This window comes from Maribacter sp. ACAM166, from assembly GCF_005771495.1.
In the GTDB taxonomy this organism is placed as follows: Bacteria; Bacteroidota; Bacteroidia; order Flavobacteriales; family Flavobacteriaceae; genus Maribacter.
Genome location: NZ_VAUW01000025.1, coordinates 36,545 through 58,237, shown reverse-complemented (window position 1 = coordinate 58,237; position 21,693 = coordinate 36,545). Strand labels below are relative to the sequence as shown.

Genomic DNA, 21,693 nt, shown 5'->3' with positions numbered 1-21,693 from the left:
TTTCTTTTTCAATCTTTGGTCAGCGGTGGCTGAAAATTGCTCTTTTGGTTTTTCAGCGTAGGCTTATGTGTCGGCAAAAACCAAATGTGCAATTTGTGCGGTTGGCTTTTTTCGGTATGAAACACAACGTCTCGGCTATGGTTAGTACGGGAATTAAAAGTAGTGAACTTTCGATTAAGCACTTAGCCAAAACTTTTTATTTTGTTTTATATTTTTTGTTCTAAATCCAAATCAAAAGATTTGGCGGACTTACTAAAAACACACTAAACTTTTGGTTAAGCACCAAAACCCGTATTAATTATAGCCATTGTTGTGCGTTCGTTATTTTTTATTTCAGTTGCACGTGAATATGATCATCGTGTCTTACTGCTCTACATCCGTGATATCGTATTCTATTATCTTTTAAATTCATTCTACTTTTCAAATGTGGCTCGATAAATAGTTTTCCTAATCTTCGACTTTTTAAAATACTTTGTATGAGTTTTTTTGTTCCCTTTTCAGAGAAAACTAAATCTTTATTAATTTTTCCAAAAGTCACGTATTTTGGATAGTCATATTGGAAATACCCATTTTTTAAGCAATTTTCAATTTGGTTATATTCATTTGGTTTAGGATTTTCAAACGCACCATATCCACTTACAGATTTTTGTTTGTCAGTTATGATTCGGTTTTCTGTTTCGTATATCAAACTAATGTCGATTTTCTTACCGTCATTATGACTCAAATGGGGAAGTAAAGGGAACTTATTAATAAAAGGAAAATTTGCATCTAAATAGTGAATCTCAATATTTGTTCCGTTTAATTCTTTCTCCGTTTGGCTTAATAATTCGTTTAGTTTTGGTCGGACATAATTTCTGTTCAAAAGAACAGTAATATAGTTCGTTGGGTTTATATTTTCTGAATGTTTTACTTTTTCACGCCCAAAAATCGGAGCAATTAATGGAACAATTAAAAGCGTTGAAAAAAGGTAAAAACTTGTAAAAATAATCAGAGTTTTAAACTTCAGATTTTTATTCCACTTTTTCGAAATTATTAAACTTAATAAATAAACAATTCCACCGATTTGAGTCACAGCAGTTAGAAAGCAAAATAGAATAAATCGGATTATTATTTTCAGCAGGATTTTCAATTTTGGGTTCTGATTTTAATGACGCACAACGGTTAGTATATGAAAAGTAGGCGATTTAGAAGCTCGAAACTTTCAATTTACAAGAAAGTTCAACCAAGCTACAAGCCTTGATATTACTACTATATCGCCTATTTTTTATATACATTGTTATAGCCTGGCATTCTTTGTTTTCAAGATGTTTTATATCTTATCAGACTAATACAACCTTTCTTTTTATAATAAATTTAGAGTAGCCATTTCTTGATTATCTAAACCTACTTGTCCAGCAATTCTACGGTTATAAGTTTTGATTGCACCACTAAGAGTAAATAGTCTAATTAATGCCCAAAGTCCAAAACCACCCAAAGTGATATAAAAAAGAATCTGTAAACCAATTTTGTCAAGCGAGCCATAAGACCAACCTAAAAATAAAAATAATAACCAAACTGTTGTTGTGTTTGCTTTGCGACTTTCATAAGCCATTAATTTGTTAGTGTCCATAATAATTGAATTTTAATTTATAAATTATTTAAGTGTTAATTATTTACTTTTCAAGATATTTCCAGTCAGCATCTTGTTTTACAAATTCAGATTTGTCTTTAAAAACAATCCCAAGTGTTTCAAGTTTCAGACCTTCCATTAAAAAATCGTGTTTAACTTTTTTATTCGCTTTTTCTTCACCTAATTCGTCTCTTAATGCTTTTTTTGCTTGAACAGGTACTTTTGTGTACATAAATTCTGCAACATCATTATATTTTTCAGTCGTTGATACTTCAAGTTCACCTTTAAAATCACCAGCAACTTCATCCGTTAGTTTGGTCTTTTCATCGAAAAATTCAGAATCGTATTTATTTACGTATTTATAATTGAGAATTATGTAAAGTATCTCCTTTTCAAATTGATTATTGAATTTTAATGTCATACTCAGGTATCCTTTGTATTTGTCCATCGAAATTGTATTTGCATCAATCAGTTCTATGAAGTTTTCAAGTTTCTTATTATTCTCTGCTATTTCTATTTTTGCAGTACTAATAGAATCAAAAGAAACTGTTAATTCGGCTATTTCTTCATTAAAAGTCGATATTTTTAATTCATCCATATCTTTTCCCATTGCCTTGCCCATAGTCTTTCCTAATTCAAGGAATCCAAGTTGTTCAGACAAATTATCAATAATGTAATTTTTTTTCATTTGACTGTAATTCTTGTCGGCAGAGATTTCTTCTTTTACTTTTACAAAATCTTCGCTGTTTAATGGTTTGTCCATCGGGTTAGTGCAACTTGTTATAATTAATGTTGCAATTACCATAAATCCTAATGTGATTTTTTTCATAGTATTTCTCTTAAATGTTAATATTAATAATTCTGTTAATTGTATTCTCATCTGTCTTTTTTGCTTGGCTATAACGTTTAGGCTATGCGCTGTGCGGAATATAAAAGCCTAAACTTTCCATCAGGCACAAACGGAAGCTAAAGCTGCGTTTTGTGTTTTTAAATTGATAACTAAAACGTCAAAGCGCAGCTTTGGCGGAATAGAAGCACAGACCTTTTTAGTATTCCCTTAGCTAGCATTGCGCATAGGTGTTGTTACCCTTTGTTATTTTTTCTCAAGCGAATAATTGTTCACTAAGACAGAAGCAGAAATCTGAAGGATTCTTTCTAACTCTCTTATCATGTCAACGGTCAGTTTCTTCTTCCGATTTAATATCTCTGACACCCGACTTTTACCACCTATAATGCCTACTAAATCCTTTTGGCGTAGGTTCAATTCTTCCATTCGGATTTTAATCGCTTCAATTGGATCAGGTGCCTCAATCGGATAGTTCTGGTTTTCAAAATTCTCTATCATTAGCGATAGGATTTCTGCTTCATCTCCTTCTTTGGAGTCAATGGGAGCGTCAAAAATCACTTCTAAGCGTCCCAGTGCTTCTTGGTAGTCCTTGTCGGACTTAATGGGTTTGAGATTCATCTTTGTTCTTTTTAAATGGTGTCAGCATCTATTTTATCATACTCTGCATGGGTTCCAATAAAGCGAATGAACGCCCACTGCCTTTCATAATTGAATTTAACAATCAGGCGGTATGAGTTTCCTTTTATGTTAAAAACCACTCGTCCATTTTTTAGGATACTCGCTGAAATATAGGTTTGCTTAATATCATTCGGAGATGACCACTGAGCATTTTTGGCAGTGTCGTACCAAGTCTTTAAATACTGTTCTGAATCAGCGTGTTTTTCCCAATATTCTCGGAGCGTGCTTTTTGCGATTATACGTTTCATCCAACGAACTATGAAGCAAAGATACAATTAGTTCTCTGATAAAGAACTTTCGGTCTGTTTTTTCTTAATAAAGGGTAACGCCTGAGCTATGAGTAGTGCGGGAGCAGAGCAGTACTGATTTTCCTTACTTTACACTTAGCTAAAGCAGTTTTTTTGTGTTTATTTTTTGCTTTAAATACCAAATCAAACTGTTTTGGCGTACCTCCTAAAAATACGCAAACCTTTTGATATTGACCAAGTCCCGCATTACGTATAGGTCTTGTTAGCGGTTTTATGTAACCCGAACCAAACGCTAAAAGACAAGCTATTCCTATATTACCCTTAGATTTTGCCGCTTTTAACATGCAGCGATACACCTAAGTAGACATAAAAAAATTAAGAGGTATAGCAGGTTTATAAATACGGGCAAGCCACAAGTCCGCCTGGATAGTGATTGCGCAACACTTGCGTTGTGTCGGCAAAAGGGAAGACACCGAAAGTTGCTCTATTTTTAAAGCCTAGGCCACACTTAAAAGATAAACTAATGAAATTGGTACCGTAGATTTTTTGTTGCTCTGATAAACGTTCTGCTTGAGAACTGAGTGGGTCTTTTATAGGGTAAGCAGCAAAAAAGGAAAGACTCCGAAGCTTATCTTACTTCTTACCACATATTACCGCTAACGGTTTTGTATAAGAATAGTAGGGCGGAAAAAAAGCGACTACCATTCGGTTAAACATAAGCCGAATTTTTAAATTTTACTTATTATCTTTTTTATTCAATAAGCCAAATTTAAAAATTTGGCGACCTCGCAAAAGTGCCTGAAACATTGAATTAAGCGACAATTGCCCTATTATTTTTATACGTTGTTGTGCTTTCGTTATTTTTAAATTTCAAGGATTGATTTTCATTAATTCATTATTTATTCTATCCAACAATAGCTCTGCTTCATTTTTTGAGTTCTCGATAGTATATTTGTTGGTTTTGGCTACTATAATTCGCAAACTAATTGCATTTATCAACTCAAATTCCTTATTTGAATCATTTAAATTATTCTCAAAGGTTGATTTCAACTTTTCCATTAAACTTATCGTGCTGTTCTCGAATCCAAAATTTTCTGGTCGTATAATAATATTAGATTTTATTATTGGGAATATTTGATTGTAAATAACATTTTCTGTATTTCCTTCAACCGCTTTTTGATTATCTTCCGAGTTTTGATAATACTTTATAACTTGAGAACGTAATGATTTTTCCTTTATTAAGTTGAGTTGCCCAGTACTATTTAGTTCATTAAAAGTGGTTGTAATTTTCGGGTAACCTCTTGTGTACATCAAAAAAGACAACTTGCTATTTATATTATCAATTTCTGTTAATTTCCCTATTGAACTAAAATCTACTAAAACCGATTCTCCTTTACCAATTATGAGTTCATAAAATTGAAATGAAGAATTGAAAGATGTTATTTGTTTTTCTAAATCATTTTTAAGTCCAATTAAATAGTCTTGTTGCTTATCAGTATTTATTCTGTTTTGATTCCAATTATTAATGCTCAAAGCAATCAAAATTCCAATGACAACAAGTATTATTTCTCCGATTGCATAAATCAGATACTTGCTGAACTTGTTTTCTGAGAGAAGATTTTGTCTAATTTTTCTAAAGAATTTTATCATTGGTTAGCGGTTTCTGATAATGAAGCACAACGTCTCTGTATATGGCTCGTAGCGTGCAAATTAAACAATTACTTTCGGATGAAGCACGAGCCGAATTTTTAAATTTTTCTTATTATCTTTTTTTCTAATAAGCCAAATTTAAAAATTTGGCGGACTGGCAAATATACCTTAACTTCAATTAAGCAAATACCTAGCTATGAGCTATATACGTTGTTGTAGCACGTTTATTTCGCGAACTCTGGGTACGATTTAAGCAACTCTTCCAACCTTTCTTGTTCAGTTTTTCCGAAGTTATTTGTAGAATATAATTCTTCTCCGTTTGCACCATCAAGTTGCGTTACTTCTACTGTTAATATAGCATCTTTTGGTGCATCAACTTCGCCCCAATCACTAAACATATTTGGTGCTAAATACCAAGTCACTTCTTCGCCTGGTTCTAAACCACCAGAAATGTCATAATTAAAATCATCTTTTATCCAAGGAACAGTTCTTTCAGGACTCGCTAATGTTCCAGTAAAATATGCTCTTGAAATAGCTTGGTTTGTTCCGTTTTTGACGGTCAATTCAATTATTGGTTTTTTAGTAACATAATATGTTCCTTCACTTCTCATATAAAATCGAGAACGCACTACTTCAAATTTAGATAACATTTGTCTATCCTTTTCAGCATTTTCTCTTGCGGTATAAAGCTCCATCACTTCCGATTTGGCTTGCTCTTTTTTCTTTTGTTCTATTTGCTTTTTAATCTTATCTCCTTCTTCAATAATATCATCTGCTGTCATACCGTCAATTCTTGTTTTGAAATCTTCGGCTGTTTTTTCTGCTCCGCCATCTTCCATTAAGTCGGAAAGTTCAAGTCCATTAAACATCATCAATTGCATCGATTCTTGAAAATTTTCTTTCTTATCATCTTCCAGCGATTCATTAATCTCTTTGATTGAGTTTTTCATAGACTCTTCGCTTGAACCATCGATTTTCTTTTGGCAGGAAACGATTAATAAGCATAGTAAAATTGGTAGTAAAGTAATTTTTTTCATATTGTTTAATTTATAGATTATGGTTTTTCTCAAATGTGCTACAACGGTTGCGGCTATGTGGAGTGTGGAATAGGAATAGTAATTAACTTTTCAAAGTTCCCACGAAGCCAAATTTTTTGGTTTTGTTTTTAAATTTTGTAGTAAAAGCCAAATCAAAAAATTTGGCGGTGTTCGGATGTGCTCTGCACGAACGGTTACCGATGAATTTCCACATTACACATAGGTGTTGTTAGGCACTGGCTTTGTTATCAATGTCATGGTTTTTTATCGTACTTGTCAATATGAATGAGTATTTCATCCTCCATATCTGCGGTTGGAAAATACTTTTTCATTGAATCATCGTATTCAATCCATTTTTCAAGACCGCTTTCCTTTGCAAAAGAAAAAACTAATTGTTCTAGATCATCTGTCTCTTTAGGTTTTTCGTTGTGTTTTTTTAATCTTGTATGCTTGTCAATTTCCCATTTTCAAAATAAAGATAAATGTCATTTTTAGAATAAACCCATTGCTCATGTACTCCCCACGAACCAGTTGTGTTATTAATATTGTCTGGGGAGCCAAGACTTGATCTTGCCATCTTATCAGTCATTCCAATCCAATATTCGCCTTTGATTATCTTTTCGGCATAATAGGCTCCGTATGCTTGTGTTAAACTAGCTAGTTTTGGATTTGTTTCCGACAACTCCTTCTTAATTATTGATTCAATCTTAGCATTATTGTTTAAAGAAGAATGACTAATATAGCCTACTTTCTCTTTATAAGCTGCTTTGAAGTAAGGTTTTTCGTAGCAATTAAAAATTAGAATAGTATCTCCAGTTGGAATTTTAATAATTTCACTACCTGAAATGTTAGGCTTATCCCGCAGTGTCCCTCCCATGTAATTTATTGTAACAGGAATTCCTATAGCAAATTCATTTTCAAGCTCTATTTTGTTCTTTTTTTGATTTAACTCACTTATTTGTTGTCGAATTTCAGTTTTTTGATTGTTAAATTCATTGATTTTCAAATTAACTTTTTCTAAAATCAAAGTTAAACTATCTAATTCTTTATTCAAGTCATCTGCTGTCTGTCCACATAGAAAACTTGTTGAAAAAATTAGAATTAGAGTTAAAGTGTAAAATTGTCTCATTGTTTTATTTTTTAAATTCAAACTTACGCAAAGTTAATTGTCAGATTTATAGTTGTTTAGTATTCTCAAATCAAACTTGATATTAAATTCACCTTATAGTTAGCGAAAATATTCATCGATATTTTGAGTCGAAGTGAGCTTGTGCCTAACAATTGTATATAGAACATATGTTCTATATACCTCCAATATAAAATATATATAACATATGTTATATATATCTTTTATATTAATTTCTAGAAATCAAGAGGATTTTTTATTTTTTTAAAAGTTGTTGTGGCAACATGGGTATATATTTCAGTTGTCTTGCTAGAGCTATGACCCAATAAAACCTGAATTTGTCTTAAATCTACACCTGCTTCTAATAGATGTGTGGCAAAACTATGTCTTAGCATATGTGGAGTTACAGGAATATTAATCCCTGCTTTTTCAGCTGCATTAATTACTACTTTCCCAATGCTTTGACCTGAATATTGCTTGCCGTATAAACCTTCAACGATATATTTTTCTGGTTTATATTGTTTATAATATTCTCGTAGATCTTTCAACAATGAATGTGAAAGCAATGTATAACGGTCTTTATTACCTTTTGCTGCTTCAATCCGTATCAACATTCGTTTACTATCAATATCGGTTATTTTTAAATTTACCAATTCATTTCTGCGTATTCCAGAAGAATATAAAAGACTAACAATACATTTGTGCTTTAAGTTGTTGGTGTGGGCAATAATACTGAGAACTTGCTCTTTTGAAAGTACTTTTGGCAATTTTTTTTCTTTTCTAGGTCTTTCTATTTCATAAAACCTATTTGGCATACCAAGAACCGATTCATAGTAAAACTTTATACTGTTGATAGCCGAATTTATGTAGGCATTCGATTTGTTTTCTTGAATTAGTTTTAATAGATAATCTCTAACATCTCTTTCATTAATAGAGATTAAATCTTTATTGTTGTAATAATTGATGAATGTTTCAAAAGAAGTCACATATGCTTTTACCGTATTATTGGCATATTTTCTCAATTCTAACTTATCTAAATAACTTAAAGGACAAACTCGATATGTTGCTGGTAGTTCCCTTTTCCTAAACCATGTAATATCTATCGGCTCGTTATTTTCTTTTGCGATGTTTTTATCAAAAAAGTGGTTGCAATTAACCCAAACAACACCATTAAATATTTTGAATAGCTCATCCAGATTTTGTTTGGTGTTCAAAATGTAAGCCATGTTAAAGCTATTGCTCCATTTTACATCTGGCAATTGCCTTACAAGTGCATGAATAACTTTATCCGTGTTGAATTGTAAACCTATGTAGCGTCTTTCTTTAATTAAAAGATGCTTTAATGTAACGCTCCTACCTTTTTCCATGGCTTTTTTTTTGGTAATCTAATTGATACATTTTATTTAATCGTACCTTATACGAATAGGATACGTATAATATTTTATTAAATCGATTTTAATGAGAATCTATAAGGAATGTCGTTATTGTAATAAAGAATTAAGCGGTAGGACAGATAAGAAATTTTGTGACCCTCAATGCAAAAGTGCTTACCAATACCAAAATGAAAAACAAAATCCTGAGCGCTTTTATAATAAGGTAGATAATCAATTGAAATTAAACCGTAGGTTACTTAAGGAATATAATAAGGGAGGAAAGGTAACTATTAGAAGTAGTGTTTTATTGGAATTAGGATTTGACCCAAACTTCTTCACTCATTATTGGAAAAATCAAAAAGGAGAGATCTATTTATTTGTTTACGAATATGGTTTCTTAACAAAGAACGAAAATGGAAAGGACAAATACGTATTGGTCATATGGCAAGACTATATGGATAAGAATTTTAAGCTGAAAATTTAATATTATTACAAACAATATAACCTACAAAAAACACTTTCTATTTTATTTCACCCTTTACAATCTTTCCTTTTAATTCAATTTACATACATTTGATATGACGGAAAAAAAATCATCAAAAAAGTTCACAAATCGTCAACATTGTAATAAGTAAATTTTTATAACCCTTTAAAAATAAGGGCTTAGCAAATGAAGTTCGATTCTTGCCGAGGTCACTTTTCAACAATTGAATAGACCCGTTAAGAATAAAAACGTACTGATTATCAGTGTTTCGTATATTTATGTTCTTATTTTCTATACTATTGAAAATAAACGATTTTACTTTCGTCCTTAATTAAGTTTAACTTAAAGGCGTTTGTTATGCGCACATCTTCCACATTTACAGTTCTTGGCTTCAGGCAACTTTAATAAACACTTATATTTCATACTTGTTTAGTTTTAAATGCTAAGCGTACCTATGTATAATTACCAAAAGTAAAAAAATCAGTAGTTCGTTACTATTACTATACTAAAACGGTATTGAATTAAATTATCCTATGGCCTGAAATCTAATGCCTTATTTACTACAATAAGAACTATTAAACTACGAGCACTTTTACACGTAGTTATCCAGTACAATTTATAAAAATTTAAAATTACATGATATGGCATGGCTAATTACATTGTCGTTGCTCTTCAAAAATCACCGTTTAACTTAAGAGGAAATTAATACTTGGTCTTTAAAAGGACGATTTCTTCTTTAAAAGGAATTGAGCATGTATTTCAACCTAGTATTGACTCATTTTGGTCGAATCTTAAAAACTACGTTGATTTATTGCAGGAGATTTGTTAAAAATAATAATCCCTAACATTATGAAGACAGTTATACTTTTGAAAGAAATATATGAGGAAGGATTTAAAAACTTGGGAAATTACATGCTTAAGTATTCTTTAAAAGCCTTTACTTGGTTTACTGTAATTATGTTAATATTAGTACTTTATGTATTTATACATAGATTATTTTCTGGCTTTTCTTTTTCTAATATTTGAAATTGAAATCTAATACATGAATTTAAACTGCTTCTAATAATAGGCAGTTTGTAAGTTTGAATATTGACATTGATAATCAAAGTCATATATAAAATCTGATTGTGGTAAGTTCTGTTCAACAATCAATCTTGATGAAATATTTTAGTTTGATTGAGTTCTTGACAAAATTTAAAACATTCAGTCAATATAAAATTAGAGTGTATCAAACTATAAACAAATGATAATTGAAGGGGTTTATAAAAAACCCTTTTAACTATTTACAGTAATCAATACAAAGTTTATTCGTAAACCTCAACAATCATCTCTACTTCAACCGCCATATTACCAGGTAGTGAACCCATGCCAACTGCTGCACGCGTATGTTTTCCGTTCTCACCAAAGACAGCCACCATTAAGTCAGAATACCCATTAATTATTTTTGAATGGTCTTTAAAATCAGAAGTAGCATTTACCATTCCATGAACACTTACAATTCGCTTTACTTTATTCAGATTTCCCAATTCCATTTTTAAGACCGATAATTGATTGATACCTGCTTCACGCGCAGCAGCATAGCCTTCTTCCAAGGATAGTTCTTTACCCAATTTTCCCACAATATTCTTTCCACTAGCTTGTTTAGGTCCCTTTCCTGACAAAAACAAGAGGTTACCGCTCCTTACTGCATGTACATAATTTGCTACTGGCGTTCCTTGATCTCTCAATACAATGCCTAAGCTATCCAAATTAGACTCTGGGTTATATTTAACATTTGCCGTGAGCTTAGTATTTCCTACTTCTTTATCGAAACTCCTATCTATATCGGCACAACTAAAAGCTATAAAGCTTAGAAAAACAAACATAATTCTCTTCATAAATATTTTGATTAGTGGTTCATAAATTTAAGTATAAGTTAGGGAATACCTAAGTATCAACATTGTAAGGCCAAAACTTACGATGTTGCGATTACACAAAAAACATAAAAAAATTTAGAAATAATATTTTTTGTGCTATATATCGCACTTAAGGTATCATTTTCCTAAAAAAGCTCTGTTATTATTTCATTTTTATTAGTTTAGCGCATTAACCAAAACAACAACTAAATCAATACAAATATGGAAAGTTCAACCGCAACTTCTAGTTTAAATGCTAACAGACTGTTTTATGCCAGCTGTTTTGCATTGATTACCACAGCATTCTCTTTTAGTATACGTGCCGGTATCTTACCACAATTAAGCGAAGAACTAAGTCTAACAGGGCCACAATTGGGCTTTATTAATTCTATGTGGTTCTTAGGGTTTCCGCTAGCAATGATTGTGGGTGGATTAATCTATCATAAGGTGGGTGGAAAGGTGATTATGCAATTTGCATTTTTCGCACATGCTCTTGGCATAATATTGACGATATACTCTGGCAGTTATGTAGGGCTTTTGATTTCTACCCTTCTCATTGGTTTAGGTAATGGATGTACAGAAGCGGCTTGTAATCCAATGATTGCTGATGCTTATAAAGGAAATAGAATGAGTAAAATGTTGAATCGTTTTCACATGTGGTTTCCTGGTGGCATTGCAATAGGTAGTTTATTATCAAAGTTCATGACTGATGCAGGACTATCATGGGAAACACAAATTTGGTTTATACTAATTCCTACGTTAATCTATGCTTACTTATTTTTCGGACAGTCTTGGCCTAAGGCTAAGGTTAAAGAAGCTGCGACACTTGGTGGAAATTTCAAATCAATATTGTCGCCTTTATTTCTGTTTATAGCCTTTTGTATGACATTAACCGCTATATCTGAATTTGGACCCAATCAATGGGTAGGTCTTATTTTATCTAAAAGTGGTGCCAATCCAATGATTATTCTTGCATTGACAGCTGGTTTGATGGCTATTACTAGATATTTTGGAGGGGATTTTGTAAAAAAATTCGATCAGTCCGGGGTTCTTTTAGGTTCTGCAATATTAGCGACAATCGGAATATATTTATTTAGCACACAAACAGGTGCCATGGCTTATGTAGCTGCGATAGTCTTTGCTTTTGGTATCGCATTGTTCTGGCCGAATATGATAGGATTTGTAGCGGATAAAATTCCAAAAAGTGGTGCTTTGGGCATGTCCATAGTGGGTGCAATTGGAATGTTTATGACCGGAGCCGTTCAGCCTGTTATAGGAGGGTGGATTGATAGTGATTTAGCTGAAGCAACGAGACAAGGTTTTACCGGCGATGAGCTAGAACTGATTGCTGGACAGAATACTTTGGAGAAATTGACCATTTTCCCTGGTATCTTGATAATATTATTCATCATACTTTATTTTTGGATGAAGAATAGAAGAAAAAATGAAGTTGCTACAGTTTAACTAATAATTACCTCTAAAAGAATGGCCGAACAATTAATTTGTTCGGCCATTCTTATTTTAAATTTTTTGATGAGCTTACTCTAAAAGCAACTCTAATATCTGTATCGCTGCATCGCTAATTTTAGTGCCAGGTCCAAAAACCGCAGTTGCACCAGCCTCCTTTAAAAATGTATAATCTTGTTTTGGCACTACGCCACCAACAATGACCATAATATCCTCACGACCATAATTCTTCAATTCTTTTATCACTTCTGGCACTAAAGTTTTATGACCCCCAGCAAGGGAAGAAATTCCCAAAATATGTACATCATTCTCTACAGCTTGTTTTGCGGTTTCCTTGGGCATTTGAAAAAGAGGTCCGATATCAACATCAAAACCTAAATCAGCATACCCCGTAGCAACTACTTTTGCGCCACGGTCATGACCATCTTGCCCCATTTTGGCAACCAATATACGGGGTCGACGACCATCTTGCTCCGCAAAACGGTCTGCCAACTCTTGTGCTTTTTTAAAGCTTTTATCTTCCTTAATTTCTTTTGAATACACGCCGGTGAATGAATTAATAACTGCTTTATGTCTTCCAAATGCCTGTTCTAAGGTGCTGCTGATTTCTCCTAAAGTAGCTCGTTCTCTAGCCGCAGCTACTGCTAAAGCTAATAAATTTTCTTCCGAATCACTTCCTTCCAGCTTATTTTTAGCTGCTTTTGAAAGTGTATTTAAGCATTGTGTTACATTTTCAATATTTCGTTCGGCTTTTATTTTTTCTAAGCGTTCTAATTGCTGTCTTCGTACCTCTTGATTATCAACTTCCAATATTTGAAGTTCATCTTCGGCTGTCAACTGGTATTTATTCACCCCTACAATTACATCTTGAAGACTATCAATACGCGCTTGTTTTCTTGCGGCAGCTTCTTCTATACGTGTTTTCGGAATTCCCGTTTCAATCGCTTTAGTCATCCCTCCAAGGTTCTCGACCTCTTCCATAAGTTCCCATGCCTTATGCGTTAAATCATGCGTCAGTTTTTCCACATAAAAACTCCCTGCCCAAGGATCAACAGTTTTGGTGATATTGGTTTCATGCTGAAGGTATAATTGAGTTTCCCTTGCAATACGCGCAGAGAAATCAGTGGGTAGCGCTATTGCCTCATCTAAAGCATTTGTATGTAAGCTCTGCGTTCCTCCAAACACTGCAGCAGAAGCCTCTATAGTGGTTCGTGCTACATTATTGAACGGGTCTTGTTCAGTAAGACTCCAACCACTCGTTTGACAATGTGTTCTCAGCATTAGAGATTTTTCGTTCTTAGGATTAAATTCCCTAACTACCTTTGCCCATAGCATTCTTGCCGCCCTCATTTTTGCAATTTCCATAAAATGGTTCATCCCTATTCCCCAAAAGAAAGATAGTCGCGGCGCAAAATCATCAATTTTCAATCCGGCATTTAAACCAGTTCTTATGTATTCTAAACCATCGGCCAAAGTATACGCCAACTCTAAATGTGCAGGTGCCCCAGCTTCATGCATGTGATACCCAGATATACTTATGCTATTGAATTTAGGCATATACTTACTCGTATACTCAAATATATCGGCCACCAATTGCATTGAAGGTTTTGGTGGATAGATGTAGGTATTACGCACCATAAACTCTTTAAGAATGTCATTCTGTATCGTGCCAGACAATTTATCTAATGATACGCCAAGCTCCTCAGCTGCAACAATATAGAAAGCCATAATAGGTAGAACAGCCCCGTTCATGGTCATAGAAACCGATATTTCATTCAACGGGATACCATCGAACAAAATTTTCATATCCTCTACCGTATCAATTGCCACACCAGCCTTACCAACATCACCTACAACGCGTTCATGATTACTATCATACCCTCTATGGGTCGGCAAATCAAATGCAACCGATAGTCCTTTTTGACCCGCTTTTAAATTTTTTCTGTAAAACGCATTACTCTCTGTAGCTGTAGAAAAACCTGCATATTGTCGTATGGTCCAAGGGCGTTGTACATACATCGTTGAATAGGGCCCTCGTAAAAATGGCGGATTTCCTGCTGCAAAATTCAGGTGTTCAACATCCTCCAAATCTTTCGCAGAATACCTGCTTTTTAGCGAGATACCTTCAGCTGTGAAGAATGATTCACTACTTGAAGCTACCTTCCCTTTTTTAGAGCTGTTTTTTTCAATGCTTACGTCTTTTAAACTGATATGTTGCAAATTCTTTCTACTCATGATCCAAACGATTTTGCTCCAATTCTTCTGCTAATCGTTTTTCAATGATGGGCGTAATCAATGTTTTTCTAGGATTCTTTTTCACGAACGGATAAATTTCCAATTCACCTCCCATTATATCTTCTCCATTCTGATAAGCATTTGTGCCGACCAAAACTGCCTTTTTAGCACTAAAACTTTCTTGTTGCTTTTTTGCGTTATCAGCTATTTTGTTCTGTATAGAATGGTTCTTTAGTTGGTGTAGAAAACCACCCTCCTTTTCAATAGTTTTGAAAATAATTAATGCTTTTTCTGCCAACTGATTCGTTATCGTTTCAATATAATAACTACCCTCTGCAGGGTTTTCGACTTTATTGAAATAGCTTTCTTCTTTTAATAACACTAATTGATTGAGCGCAATTCGTTCTGCAAAATCATTATCCTTTTTATACACGGTATCATAGGGCAAATTAAACACGGTATCTGCACTACCTAAAACTGCGGACATGCATTCTGTAGTTGTCCTAATCATGTTCACGTTATAATCGTAAATAGTTTTGTTCCGTTTTGATGGAATTGCCGTTATGTGACAATTTGGGAATACTTCGTACGCACCTGCTAGTATTTTCCAAAGCTTTCGCAATGCTCTTATCTTTGCAATCTCAAAAAAATAATTTCCACCTACTGCTACTTTGAATTCAATATCCTTTAGCTTATCAAGGCTTCCATTTTTATTAAATTGGTTCAAATATTCGTTGGCATGAGACAATGCGTACCCCAATTGTTGTGTCATATCTGACCCAGCATTTTCATAAAGGGTAAGATCAACGCTTACTAAGTTATCAACCTTTAATTGTGCCAGTTCATTAAGAATAGCCAAATCTGAAGACAAAGATTGATACCAATTTCCAGTCTTAGAAAGATGGCCTATTGGATCAACTTGAAACCGAATAGTATTCGCATTTGAAATGTTTTTAAAAATATTGGATATGTACTCTTTGGACAAAAATCGCATATCTAGATATACCAAATTAGTGTTTAAATCAATATTGTTCAAAAGAGTGCTTGCGTTTATATCGGTTGATGGAATTATAAAACGAATAGCTTCGGCACCCTTTTTTAATGATTTACGAGCCGCCTCATTGGCCATTATTGCATTTCCCGCATAAATATCTTGTCCTATTTTCCACGTTCGTGAGTCCGTAGTTAGTATGGTGTTCTGTTCTAGAAAATCATCAGCATGATAAAACGGTTTTACTTTTATGCCTTCTGGAGAATCCCAGACAACCTTCTCATTATAATCCTTACCCTTTAAATCATATTGTATGTTCTGCTTCCACTCTTTAGCAGAAACCTCCCGGAAATTGTCAAATAAGGTTTTACCCATCATATACGCCAACTTTAAATTATGATTCAGGCTAATTGGACTTGTATTTGAGTTGTATTTGAGTTGTAATCAAATGTTCAAACAGCACCTATCAAAGATACAACAAGAAAATTGTTGGCTTAATTTATAGCATTTGTAAAAATGCGTACTTACTAAATTACTCCTCTACATTAATGTGATTTAAATTCTGCACATCTTCGTTTTCAATTCTTGACAATTCTTTTAACTGCCCATTTTCGAACATCACAGGCAATTGTACTAATTGCGTACCAACGGGAGCTTCCCAATTGACATAATCTTGAAATCGTATCCCATCAATAGTTCTAGGATTATAAGCGCTTCTAAAACGGACTCCACCCTCATCCACGCTATAACTGTATGCTAAATAATTAATGTAATGCGACTTTTTATTTATCCAATACATAAAGATATCATCATAATCTGTACCGCCACCTTTCTTCCCAAAAGTGACCCTTACAACATCATAATCCTCCCCTTTAATTACCGCTTCGCCTACATTCTCTTTATGTACCGCCGTATCATTTAATTTATGAGGTAAGGTTGCAAAATAAATGACCGAGTTTAAAGCATTGCTGTACTTGGCAACATCCTTTTCTGATAATTCTACAAATTCTTCATTTACAGTTCTATTAAACTTACCATTCTGTAAATTATCTTCTATCCGATTTCCTAAACTATCTAATGAATTTACGGTATACGTAAATCCATTTTTATTATTGAACGTGTAAAGTTTACCGCGAAATACGAATTGATAATTTGCGGAATCATAAAAGGTGCCACCATGCGCTTTAATTGCTTCGTTTACTATAGCATGCGCATTTTCGTCGTTAAATTCTTGCGCAGATTTTTCAAGAGTCGATGCATTCTTATCATTGTCTTGCAAATCTTTACACCCTACCATTAATAAAAGTAGCATAACTGTCACTATTTTAACAAATTGATTCATACTCTGAAAAATATAAAATTAAAGTTGAATTACATATTTAAGATAACGCACCTAATCATAACTAACTGAATAGTTTTGTCGAATGGAACGTTTAATCCTAACCGAGCAAAGATATTATTAATAAATAATTTGGTTACAGATGTAAGTTAAAAATCAAATAATTCAGGTTTTCAGAAACACCTCATCAATCTTAAAATATATTGATTTATAACGCTAATGAGAGAATAAAAAAGTTCAAACCAGACCCGTCTTTATAAATTGAAGCCAACCAATGAAAAAGCCGGATAATTAATCAATACGAAAATTGACAACCATTCGGCTTTAATCCATTATACCTTCCACATGTGTAGGCAAGACTAATAGTTAGTATAAGAATTTATTTATTGACAATAAAGGCATGTATTACACCAGGCAACCAAGCAAGTAACGTCAATAGAATACTTATTAATAGGGTTGTACCAATACCATGTTTCATGAAAACCGCTAATGGAGGTAAAAGAATATTTAAAATTATTGTTAGTAGTGACATTTTTAAAATTTTGATTCATTCAAATATACTGGTAACAACACTCCTAACTTAACTCGAATCAAGACAATACTGACCCTAAAGGGTGAATGATTAAAAATCTGTGACCACTTCTTCTTTTAATATCTCCCTAATTTCACTAGCTACCTTTTCAAAATTTTGAAATAGAGGAATGAAAAATTCTTGAGTGATTTACCCTAGCATAATAAACTTAAAAAGTGATATGACAAACAAAAAGCCCTATCATAGTGATAAGGCTTTCTTGATTTCTCGAATTTTAGACAGTCTTATTTAGTTCCCGTAATAGTTACATTAGCGTTAATCTGTACGGCTGATGTAATATTAATGACACCAAGATTTAATCCTGTAGTAGATTCTACTTCCAATAGAGCTGTGAAACCAAAACTATCTCCATCTTGAGCATAAGATGCGAAGACTAATTCATATTCACCTTCTTTAAGAAAACTTAAGTTATATCCATTATTCAAACCACTAACTTCTGAACTGGTTACTGCATTAGCGAACATAACATTACTTTCCCCTTGGCCCTCGTTTTCTAGGTCTGCATTAAATGTTCCTTTTTCGTATGCATAAACAACGATTTTATCAGATGTATTTTCAGGGTCGTTTGCCGAACCAGAAATCTTACCGGCCATTTCTCCATTTACTGTTCGAATACCTGCTGCTAATTCTGACATCGAAACAAATTCAAAATTGTTTGATACCGTACCTTGCTCTTCTTTGATAGTCTTTCTTAAATCAAAATCAATAATGATTTCATTCGTAGTACTTGCGAATACCTCAAACGTATCTGTTATGCTTATTTTGCTGGCAGAAGCCTCTAATTGGTCTTTTTCACCATTAGCCAACTCAACATAACATCCGGGGGTATTACCCGCTGCATCAGTTGCGTAATCCAATTCAAGTTCAATATTAGAATAAGACCCTGCTTCTAGTTCTAAATTACCGAGGGTCTCGGTTTCACCATTGACCAATGCAGCCAAATCAAAGGTTGTTCTATTGAAACCTTCTAAAGTTGTACCGTCGACCTTCACACTTGAAACAGTGACGAATACGGCTTCTACATTCGCATTATCAATTGGGGCATCGGTAATCTTAAACGTAGTATCGTACGACTCGGCATCCATATTTGCATCTTCCTCATCATTAGTACTACATGAAACGGTTAACAATGTTGAAATAAAAACAACAGTAACAGTCTTCAAATAATTTCTCATACTTTTAATTTTTATATGTTTGGTAGTAAAACAACGGAATAGAGAAATACCCTACTGAGGGTGCTGTTAATTTTTTCTTAACTCGTGTTTTTACAGGTGTTGACATTCAGCAATAACACAGCAACAACCTAATTTTACTAAGCAGATCAAATCAAAAAAATATTCGAAGATGATTTTACTTTTATGCAGCGGGATACAATCATTCTTGGTTAGGTGGAAATTTTTTAGACAACTTCTCCAAAGGAAATCCGGATGCCAAATGGGAAGCAAGGTTTAACATTAATATTGGCTACTATTTTTAGAATTTATATATAATAACGAGGACTTCAAACTCTCAGCGAAATTAAATTATATCAAAAATAACATGCTCTATGGCTAAGAAGATAATACGAAGTGATGAGAGAAAATCCATTTTTGGCTTGGAAGTGAATGGTCCTGTGTTTTTCACTTCGGCTATTACCGTCATCATTATAATAACATTAACCTTGATGTTTAAAGATGGGGCAGAACAATATTTTACTGCAACCCAGGATTTTGTTGCAAAGAAGGCGGGTTGGTTTTTTATATTGAGCGTAAATATTTTTCTAATATTTATGATTTATCTGGCCTTCAGTAAATTTGGGCAGTTACGGATTGGAGGGCAAAGCGCAAAACCGGAATTTAAAACCCTTTCCTGGTTCGCGATGCTATTTAGTGCCGGAATGGGAATTGGATTATTATTTTGGAGTATTTCAGAACCGATTTATCATTTTCTGAGTCCACCGATGGCAGAAGGCGGAACTGCCGAAGCAGCAAAGGAAGCTATGAAATTTACCTTTTTACACTGGGGTTTTCACGCTTGGGCGGTGTATGCTTTGGTAGGCTTATCTTTGGCATATTTTACATATTCTCGAGGGCTTCCACTTACTATCAGATCTGTTTTTTATCCTTTTTTAGGAGATAAAATTTACGGAAAAATTGGAGACGCTATAGACATTTTCGCTGTACTCGCTACCTTATTTGGTCTTGCAACTTCTTTAGGAATGGGCGTTCAACAAATTGCAGCCGGTTTAAATCACCTTTTCGGAATAGATAGCGGTGTACAAACCCAAATTATTCTAATTGCTGGAATAACCTTAATTGCTACCATTTCAGTTGTTTTGGGAGTTGATAAAGGGGTGAGAGTTTTGAGTGAATGGAATATGAGAATAGCCGTGCTATTTCTTTTGGTAGTAGTGGTTTTAGGACCAACAATCTTTATTTTTAAATCTTTCGTGCAAAATACAGGGAACTATTTTTCCGCTTTTCTTGAAATTGCCACTTGGACAGAAAGTTATACCGGTACCGATTGGCAAAATGCTTGGACTATTTTTTACTGGGGATGGTGGATTGCTTGGTCTCCTTTTGTAGGAATGTTTATTGCGCGTATTTCAAAAGGGCGTACCGTGCGTGAGTTTATTTTGGGAGTTTTACTAGTGCCTTCTATAGTTACTTTTTTCTGGATCTCAGCTTTTGGAAGCACAGCGATACATCAGGCGCTTCTTGGAGACGATACTATTGTAAATGCAGTAAACAATAACGTTGCGACTGCCTTGTTTGTATTTATGGAAGATTATCCTTTCGCATTTATTCTTAATATTATAGCTATAATTTTAATTGCAGGATTTTTTGTAACGTCTTCAGATTCTGGATCTTTGGTGGTAGACAGTTTAACCTCTGGAGGTAAAATTGATGCGCCTGTGGGGCAGAGAATATTTTGGGCCATTGCCGAAGGTGGTATAGCAGCGGTTCTTTTAATAGGCGGCGGGTTACAGGCACTTCAAACAGCCACTATAGTAACAGGATTGCCCTTTGCCGTTATTTTAATAATCATGTGCTTTTCACTTTACAAAGGTTTAAGCGAAGACCTGCGGAAACTAAAAAAGCGGGAATCTCAAAAAGAACTTGAAAACTACGAGGAAATAGTTTCTGCCATCGTTAAAAAACGAAATACAAATCAGCAAAATAATAGTAAATAATTTGAATAATCACTGAAATAAAAACATCTTGGTGGCCTTAGATCTTTCAGCTATTGATAGTACCTTAATTGAGTATGCATCATTTATTGCCAAAACCCTTAAGGTTAAAAAAGTGTATTTTATACATAATATTAAAAAATATGAGATCTTAGAATTATTTGAAGAACAATTAAAGAACCTTAACCTTGACGAAATAATTGAGGAGAATTAAATGAAAAGGTAGAAGAGAAATTTACATCTTCAGCACAATGGAAAGTGCTTATTTCAGAAGATCCTTATTCTGAATCCCTCATCAATTATAGTATTGATAAATATGAGATTCAGCTCGCTTTAATCGGAAATAAAAACAATTCAAAAGGCACCGGAGTGGTTAGCGGAAAATTACTCTGTCTACTTAAATGTACTATTTTGTCTATCTCTAAAAGTCCCAAACGGGTTATTACCAATATTTGGCAGGGAACAGATTTTTCTAGTGCCTCAAAAAAGGCTTTTGAAGTAGCTGAAAATTTACAGAGAACCACAGGGGCTAAGGTAAGAGCAGTACTTGTATACAATGTACCGGTACAATTCTCTCCGTACATTCCAAAAGAACATCTCGATTCGAAAATAGAAAGTAGAAAGTAGAAAGTAGAAAGTAGAAAGTAGAAAGTAATTTAAAGGAAAAATATGAGAAATTCATAAAAAAAATTGGATTTAAAGGGGAGTTAACTACAGAGATTATTCAGGGAAGAGATAACGGGGTTGCAGAAAAACTACGTATCAAAGCTGTAACTTCTAGTGTAGATTTTATTCTTGTTGGAGACAAAGGGAGAAATACCTTCTATTCCTTACTTGTCGGAAGCGTTACCGAGGAACTTTTTAATCAGGATCTAGAAGGAGTAAATTAAAACTTGACCCAAACGCTCAAAAAATATTGAAATTAACTAGAGATTGACTTTGATTTCAGCCAG

22 protein-coding genes are annotated in these 21,693 nt (G+C 33.7%); 6 read left to right on the top strand and 16 right to left on the bottom strand.

The features are described from left to right. Nucleotides 1-328 precede the first annotated feature (328 nt). From ES765_RS15135 to xerA, 10 genes are all read right to left on the bottom strand, one after another. Nucleotides 329-1,129: a hypothetical protein gene (locus ES765_RS15135; RefSeq protein ID WP_138115149.1), complete on the bottom strand. Its 801-nt coding sequence runs from the start codon at nt 1,127-1,129 to the stop codon at nt 329-331. Nucleotides 1,130-1,342: 213 nt separating this feature from the next. Then, nucleotides 1,343-1,609 carry a TM2 domain-containing protein gene (locus ES765_RS15130; RefSeq protein WP_138115148.1) on the bottom strand — a complete coding sequence of 89 codons (267 nt, stop codon included), beginning with the start codon at nt 1,607-1,609 and terminating at the stop codon, nt 1,343-1,345. Nucleotides 1,610-1,652: 43 nt separating this feature from the next. Next, nucleotides 1,653-2,489 carry a hypothetical protein gene (locus tag ES765_RS15125; protein WP_171017316.1) on the bottom strand — a complete coding sequence of 279 codons (837 nt, stop codon included), beginning with the start codon at nt 2,487-2,489 and terminating at the stop codon, nt 1,653-1,655. Between the two features lie 213 nt (nt 2,490-2,702). Further along, nucleotides 2,703-3,074, bottom strand: coding sequence for a type II toxin-antitoxin system HigA family antitoxin (locus ES765_RS15120; RefSeq protein WP_138115146.1), 372 nt, complete (start codon nt 3,072-3,074; stop codon nt 2,703-2,705). A gap of 11 nt (nt 3,075-3,085) precedes the next feature. Further along, nucleotides 3,086-3,382 (bottom strand): type II toxin-antitoxin system HigB family toxin, encoded by a 297-nt coding sequence (locus ES765_RS15115; RefSeq protein WP_138115145.1) that lies wholly within the window; start codon nt 3,380-3,382, stop codon nt 3,086-3,088. Nucleotides 3,383-3,468: 86 nt separating this feature from the next. Beyond that, complete coding sequence (locus ES765_RS15110; RefSeq protein WP_138115144.1) at nt 3,469-3,726, bottom strand: hypothetical protein; 258 nt, start codon at nt 3,724-3,726, stop codon at nt 3,469-3,471. Between the two features lie 526 nt (nt 3,727-4,252). After that, entirely contained in the window at nt 4,253-5,032 is a 780-nt protein-coding gene (locus tag ES765_RS15105) for a DUF6090 family protein (protein WP_138115143.1), read from the bottom strand. Between the two features lie 224 nt (nt 5,033-5,256). Then, a complete protein-coding gene (locus tag ES765_RS15100) occupies nt 5,257-6,069 on the bottom strand; it encodes a DUF6694 family lipoprotein (RefSeq protein WP_249356496.1) in 813 nt (270 codons plus the stop codon). Nucleotides 6,070-6,505: 436 nt separating this feature from the next. Further along, nucleotides 6,506-7,198, bottom strand: a complete 693-nt coding sequence (locus tag ES765_RS15095; RefSeq protein ID WP_138115142.1) for a hypothetical protein — start codon at nt 7,196-7,198, stop codon at nt 6,506-6,508. 233 nt (nt 7,199-7,431) lie between these two features. Then, on the bottom strand, nt 7,432-8,562 hold the full coding sequence (gene xerA, locus ES765_RS15090) for a site-specific tyrosine recombinase/integron integrase (RefSeq protein WP_138115141.1): 1,131 nt from the start codon (nt 8,560-8,562) through the stop codon (nt 7,432-7,434). 91 nt (nt 8,563-8,653) lie between these two features. Here xerA and ES765_RS15085 point away from each other — a divergent pair, with 91 nt between their 5' ends. After that, nucleotides 8,654-9,052: a hypothetical protein gene (locus ES765_RS15085; RefSeq protein WP_138115140.1), complete on the top strand. Its 399-nt coding sequence runs from the start codon at nt 8,654-8,656 to the stop codon at nt 9,050-9,052. A gap of 849 nt (nt 9,053-9,901) precedes the next feature. Continuing rightward, nucleotides 9,902-10,078 (top strand): DUF6747 family protein, encoded by a 177-nt coding sequence (locus tag ES765_RS22755; protein WP_317131429.1) that lies wholly within the window; start codon nt 9,902-9,904, stop codon nt 10,076-10,078. A 278-nt stretch (nt 10,079-10,356) separates the two neighbouring features. On the opposite strand, the gene ES765_RS15080 is transcribed toward ES765_RS22755, so the two are convergent. Further along, a complete protein-coding gene (locus ES765_RS15080; protein ID WP_138115139.1) occupies nt 10,357-10,929 on the bottom strand; it encodes a RidA family protein in 573 nt (190 codons plus the stop codon). 240 nt (nt 10,930-11,169) lie between these two features. On the opposite strand from ES765_RS15080, the gene ES765_RS15075 reads away from it, so the two are divergent. Further along, on the top strand, nt 11,170-12,411 hold the full coding sequence (locus tag ES765_RS15075; protein WP_138115138.1) for an MFS transporter: 1,242 nt from the start codon (nt 11,170-11,172) through the stop codon (nt 12,409-12,411). Nucleotides 12,412-12,486: 75 nt separating this feature from the next. On the opposite strand, the gene scpA is transcribed toward ES765_RS15075, so the two are convergent. From scpA to ES765_RS15050, 5 genes are all read right to left on the bottom strand, one after another. Then, nucleotides 12,487-14,649, bottom strand: coding sequence for a methylmalonyl-CoA mutase (scpA, locus tag ES765_RS15070; RefSeq protein ID WP_138115137.1), 2,163 nt, complete (start codon nt 14,647-14,649; stop codon nt 12,487-12,489). Then, complete coding sequence (locus ES765_RS15065; protein WP_317131428.1) at nt 14,642-16,018, bottom strand: methylmalonyl-CoA mutase subunit beta; 1,377 nt, start codon at nt 16,016-16,018, stop codon at nt 14,642-14,644. Before ES765_RS15065 ends, scpA begins: the two co-directional genes overlap by 8 nt. Before the next feature lie 154 nt (nt 16,019-16,172). Next, nucleotides 16,173-16,952, bottom strand: a complete 780-nt coding sequence (locus ES765_RS15060) for a DUF6503 family protein (protein ID WP_138115136.1) — start codon at nt 16,950-16,952, stop codon at nt 16,173-16,175. A gap of 406 nt (nt 16,953-17,358) precedes the next feature. Next, nucleotides 17,359-17,511 (bottom strand): YqaE/Pmp3 family membrane protein, encoded by a 153-nt coding sequence (locus ES765_RS15055; protein WP_138115135.1) that lies wholly within the window; start codon nt 17,509-17,511, stop codon nt 17,359-17,361. 284 nt (nt 17,512-17,795) lie between these two features. Next, nucleotides 17,796-18,746, bottom strand: a complete 951-nt coding sequence (locus ES765_RS15050; RefSeq protein WP_249356493.1) for a DUF4382 domain-containing protein — start codon at nt 18,744-18,746, stop codon at nt 17,796-17,798. A gap of 371 nt (nt 18,747-19,117) precedes the next feature. Here ES765_RS15050 and ES765_RS15045 point away from each other — a divergent pair, with 371 nt between their 5' ends. Genes ES765_RS15045 through ES765_RS22385 form a run of 3 tightly spaced genes read left to right on the top strand, consistent with a single transcriptional unit; the run spans nt 19,118 to nt 21,367 of the window. Beyond that, entirely contained in the window at nt 19,118-20,743 is a 1,626-nt protein-coding gene (locus ES765_RS15045) for a BCCT family transporter (RefSeq protein ID WP_138115134.1), read from the top strand. 31 nt (nt 20,744-20,774) lie between these two features. Continuing rightward, nucleotides 20,775-20,954 carry a hypothetical protein gene (locus ES765_RS22390; protein ID WP_249356491.1) on the top strand — a complete coding sequence of 60 codons (180 nt, stop codon included), beginning with the start codon at nt 20,775-20,777 and terminating at the stop codon, nt 20,952-20,954. 44 nt (nt 20,955-20,998) lie between these two features. Next, on the top strand, nt 20,999-21,367 hold the full coding sequence (locus tag ES765_RS22385; RefSeq protein WP_249356490.1) for a hypothetical protein: 369 nt from the start codon (nt 20,999-21,001) through the stop codon (nt 21,365-21,367). Nucleotides 21,368-21,693: the final 326 nt, after the last annotated feature.

Excerpts from the sequence above, each read along its gene's own strand:
- ES765_RS15105 (WP_138115143.1), bottom strand. The coding sequence starts at position 5,032 with ATGATAAAATTCTTTAGAAAAATTAGACAAAATCTTCTCTCAGAAAAC.
- ES765_RS15115 (WP_138115145.1), bottom strand. The coding sequence starts at position 3,382 with ATGAAACGTATAATCGCAAAAAGCACGCTCCGAGAATATTGGGAAAAA.
- ES765_RS15095 (WP_138115142.1), bottom strand. The coding sequence starts at position 7,198 with ATGAGACAATTTTACACTTTAACTCTAATTCTAATTTTTTCAACAAGT.
- ES765_RS15060 (WP_138115136.1), bottom strand. The coding sequence starts at position 16,952 with ATGCTACTTTTATTAATGGTAGGGTGTAAAGATTTGCAAGACAATGAT.
- xerA (WP_138115141.1), bottom strand. The coding sequence starts at position 8,562 with ATGGAAAAAGGTAGGAGCGTTACATTAAAGCATCTTTTAATTAAAGAA.
- ES765_RS15085 (WP_138115140.1), top strand. The coding sequence starts at position 8,654 with ATGAGAATCTATAAGGAATGTCGTTATTGTAATAAAGAATTAAGCGGT.
- ES765_RS15055 (WP_138115135.1), bottom strand. The coding sequence starts at position 17,511 with ATGTCACTACTAACAATAATTTTAAATATTCTTTTACCTCCATTAGCG.
- ES765_RS15120 (WP_138115146.1), bottom strand. The coding sequence starts at position 3,074 with ATGAATCTCAAACCCATTAAGTCCGACAAGGACTACCAAGAAGCACTG.
- ES765_RS22755 (WP_317131429.1), top strand. The coding sequence starts at position 9,902 with ATGAAGACAGTTATACTTTTGAAAGAAATATATGAGGAAGGATTTAAA.
- ES765_RS15075 (WP_138115138.1), top strand. The coding sequence starts at position 11,170 with ATGGAAAGTTCAACCGCAACTTCTAGTTTAAATGCTAACAGACTGTTT.
- ES765_RS15110 (WP_138115144.1), bottom strand. The coding sequence starts at position 3,726 with ATGTTAAAAGCGGCAAAATCTAAGGGTAATATAGGAATAGCTTGTCTT.
- ES765_RS15130 (WP_138115148.1), bottom strand. The coding sequence starts at position 1,609 with ATGGACACTAACAAATTAATGGCTTATGAAAGTCGCAAAGCAAACACA.
- ES765_RS15050 (WP_249356493.1), bottom strand. The coding sequence starts at position 18,746 with ATGAGAAATTATTTGAAGACTGTTACTGTTGTTTTTATTTCAACATTG.
- ES765_RS15065 (WP_317131428.1), bottom strand. The coding sequence starts at position 16,018 with ATGATGGGTAAAACCTTATTTGACAATTTCCGGGAGGTTTCTGCTAAA.
- ES765_RS15125 (WP_171017316.1), bottom strand. The coding sequence starts at position 2,489 with ATGAGAATACAATTAACAGAATTATTAATATTAACATTTAAGAGAAAT.
- scpA (WP_138115137.1), bottom strand. The coding sequence starts at position 14,649 with ATGAGTAGAAAGAATTTGCAACATATCAGTTTAAAAGACGTAAGCATT.
- ES765_RS15045 (WP_138115134.1), top strand. The coding sequence starts at position 19,118 with ATGGCTAAGAAGATAATACGAAGTGATGAGAGAAAATCCATTTTTGGC.
- ES765_RS15080 (WP_138115139.1), bottom strand. The coding sequence starts at position 10,929 with ATGAAGAGAATTATGTTTGTTTTTCTAAGCTTTATAGCTTTTAGTTGT.
- ES765_RS15100 (WP_249356496.1), bottom strand. The coding sequence starts at position 6,069 with ATGAAAAAAATTACTTTACTACCAATTTTACTATGCTTATTAATCGTT.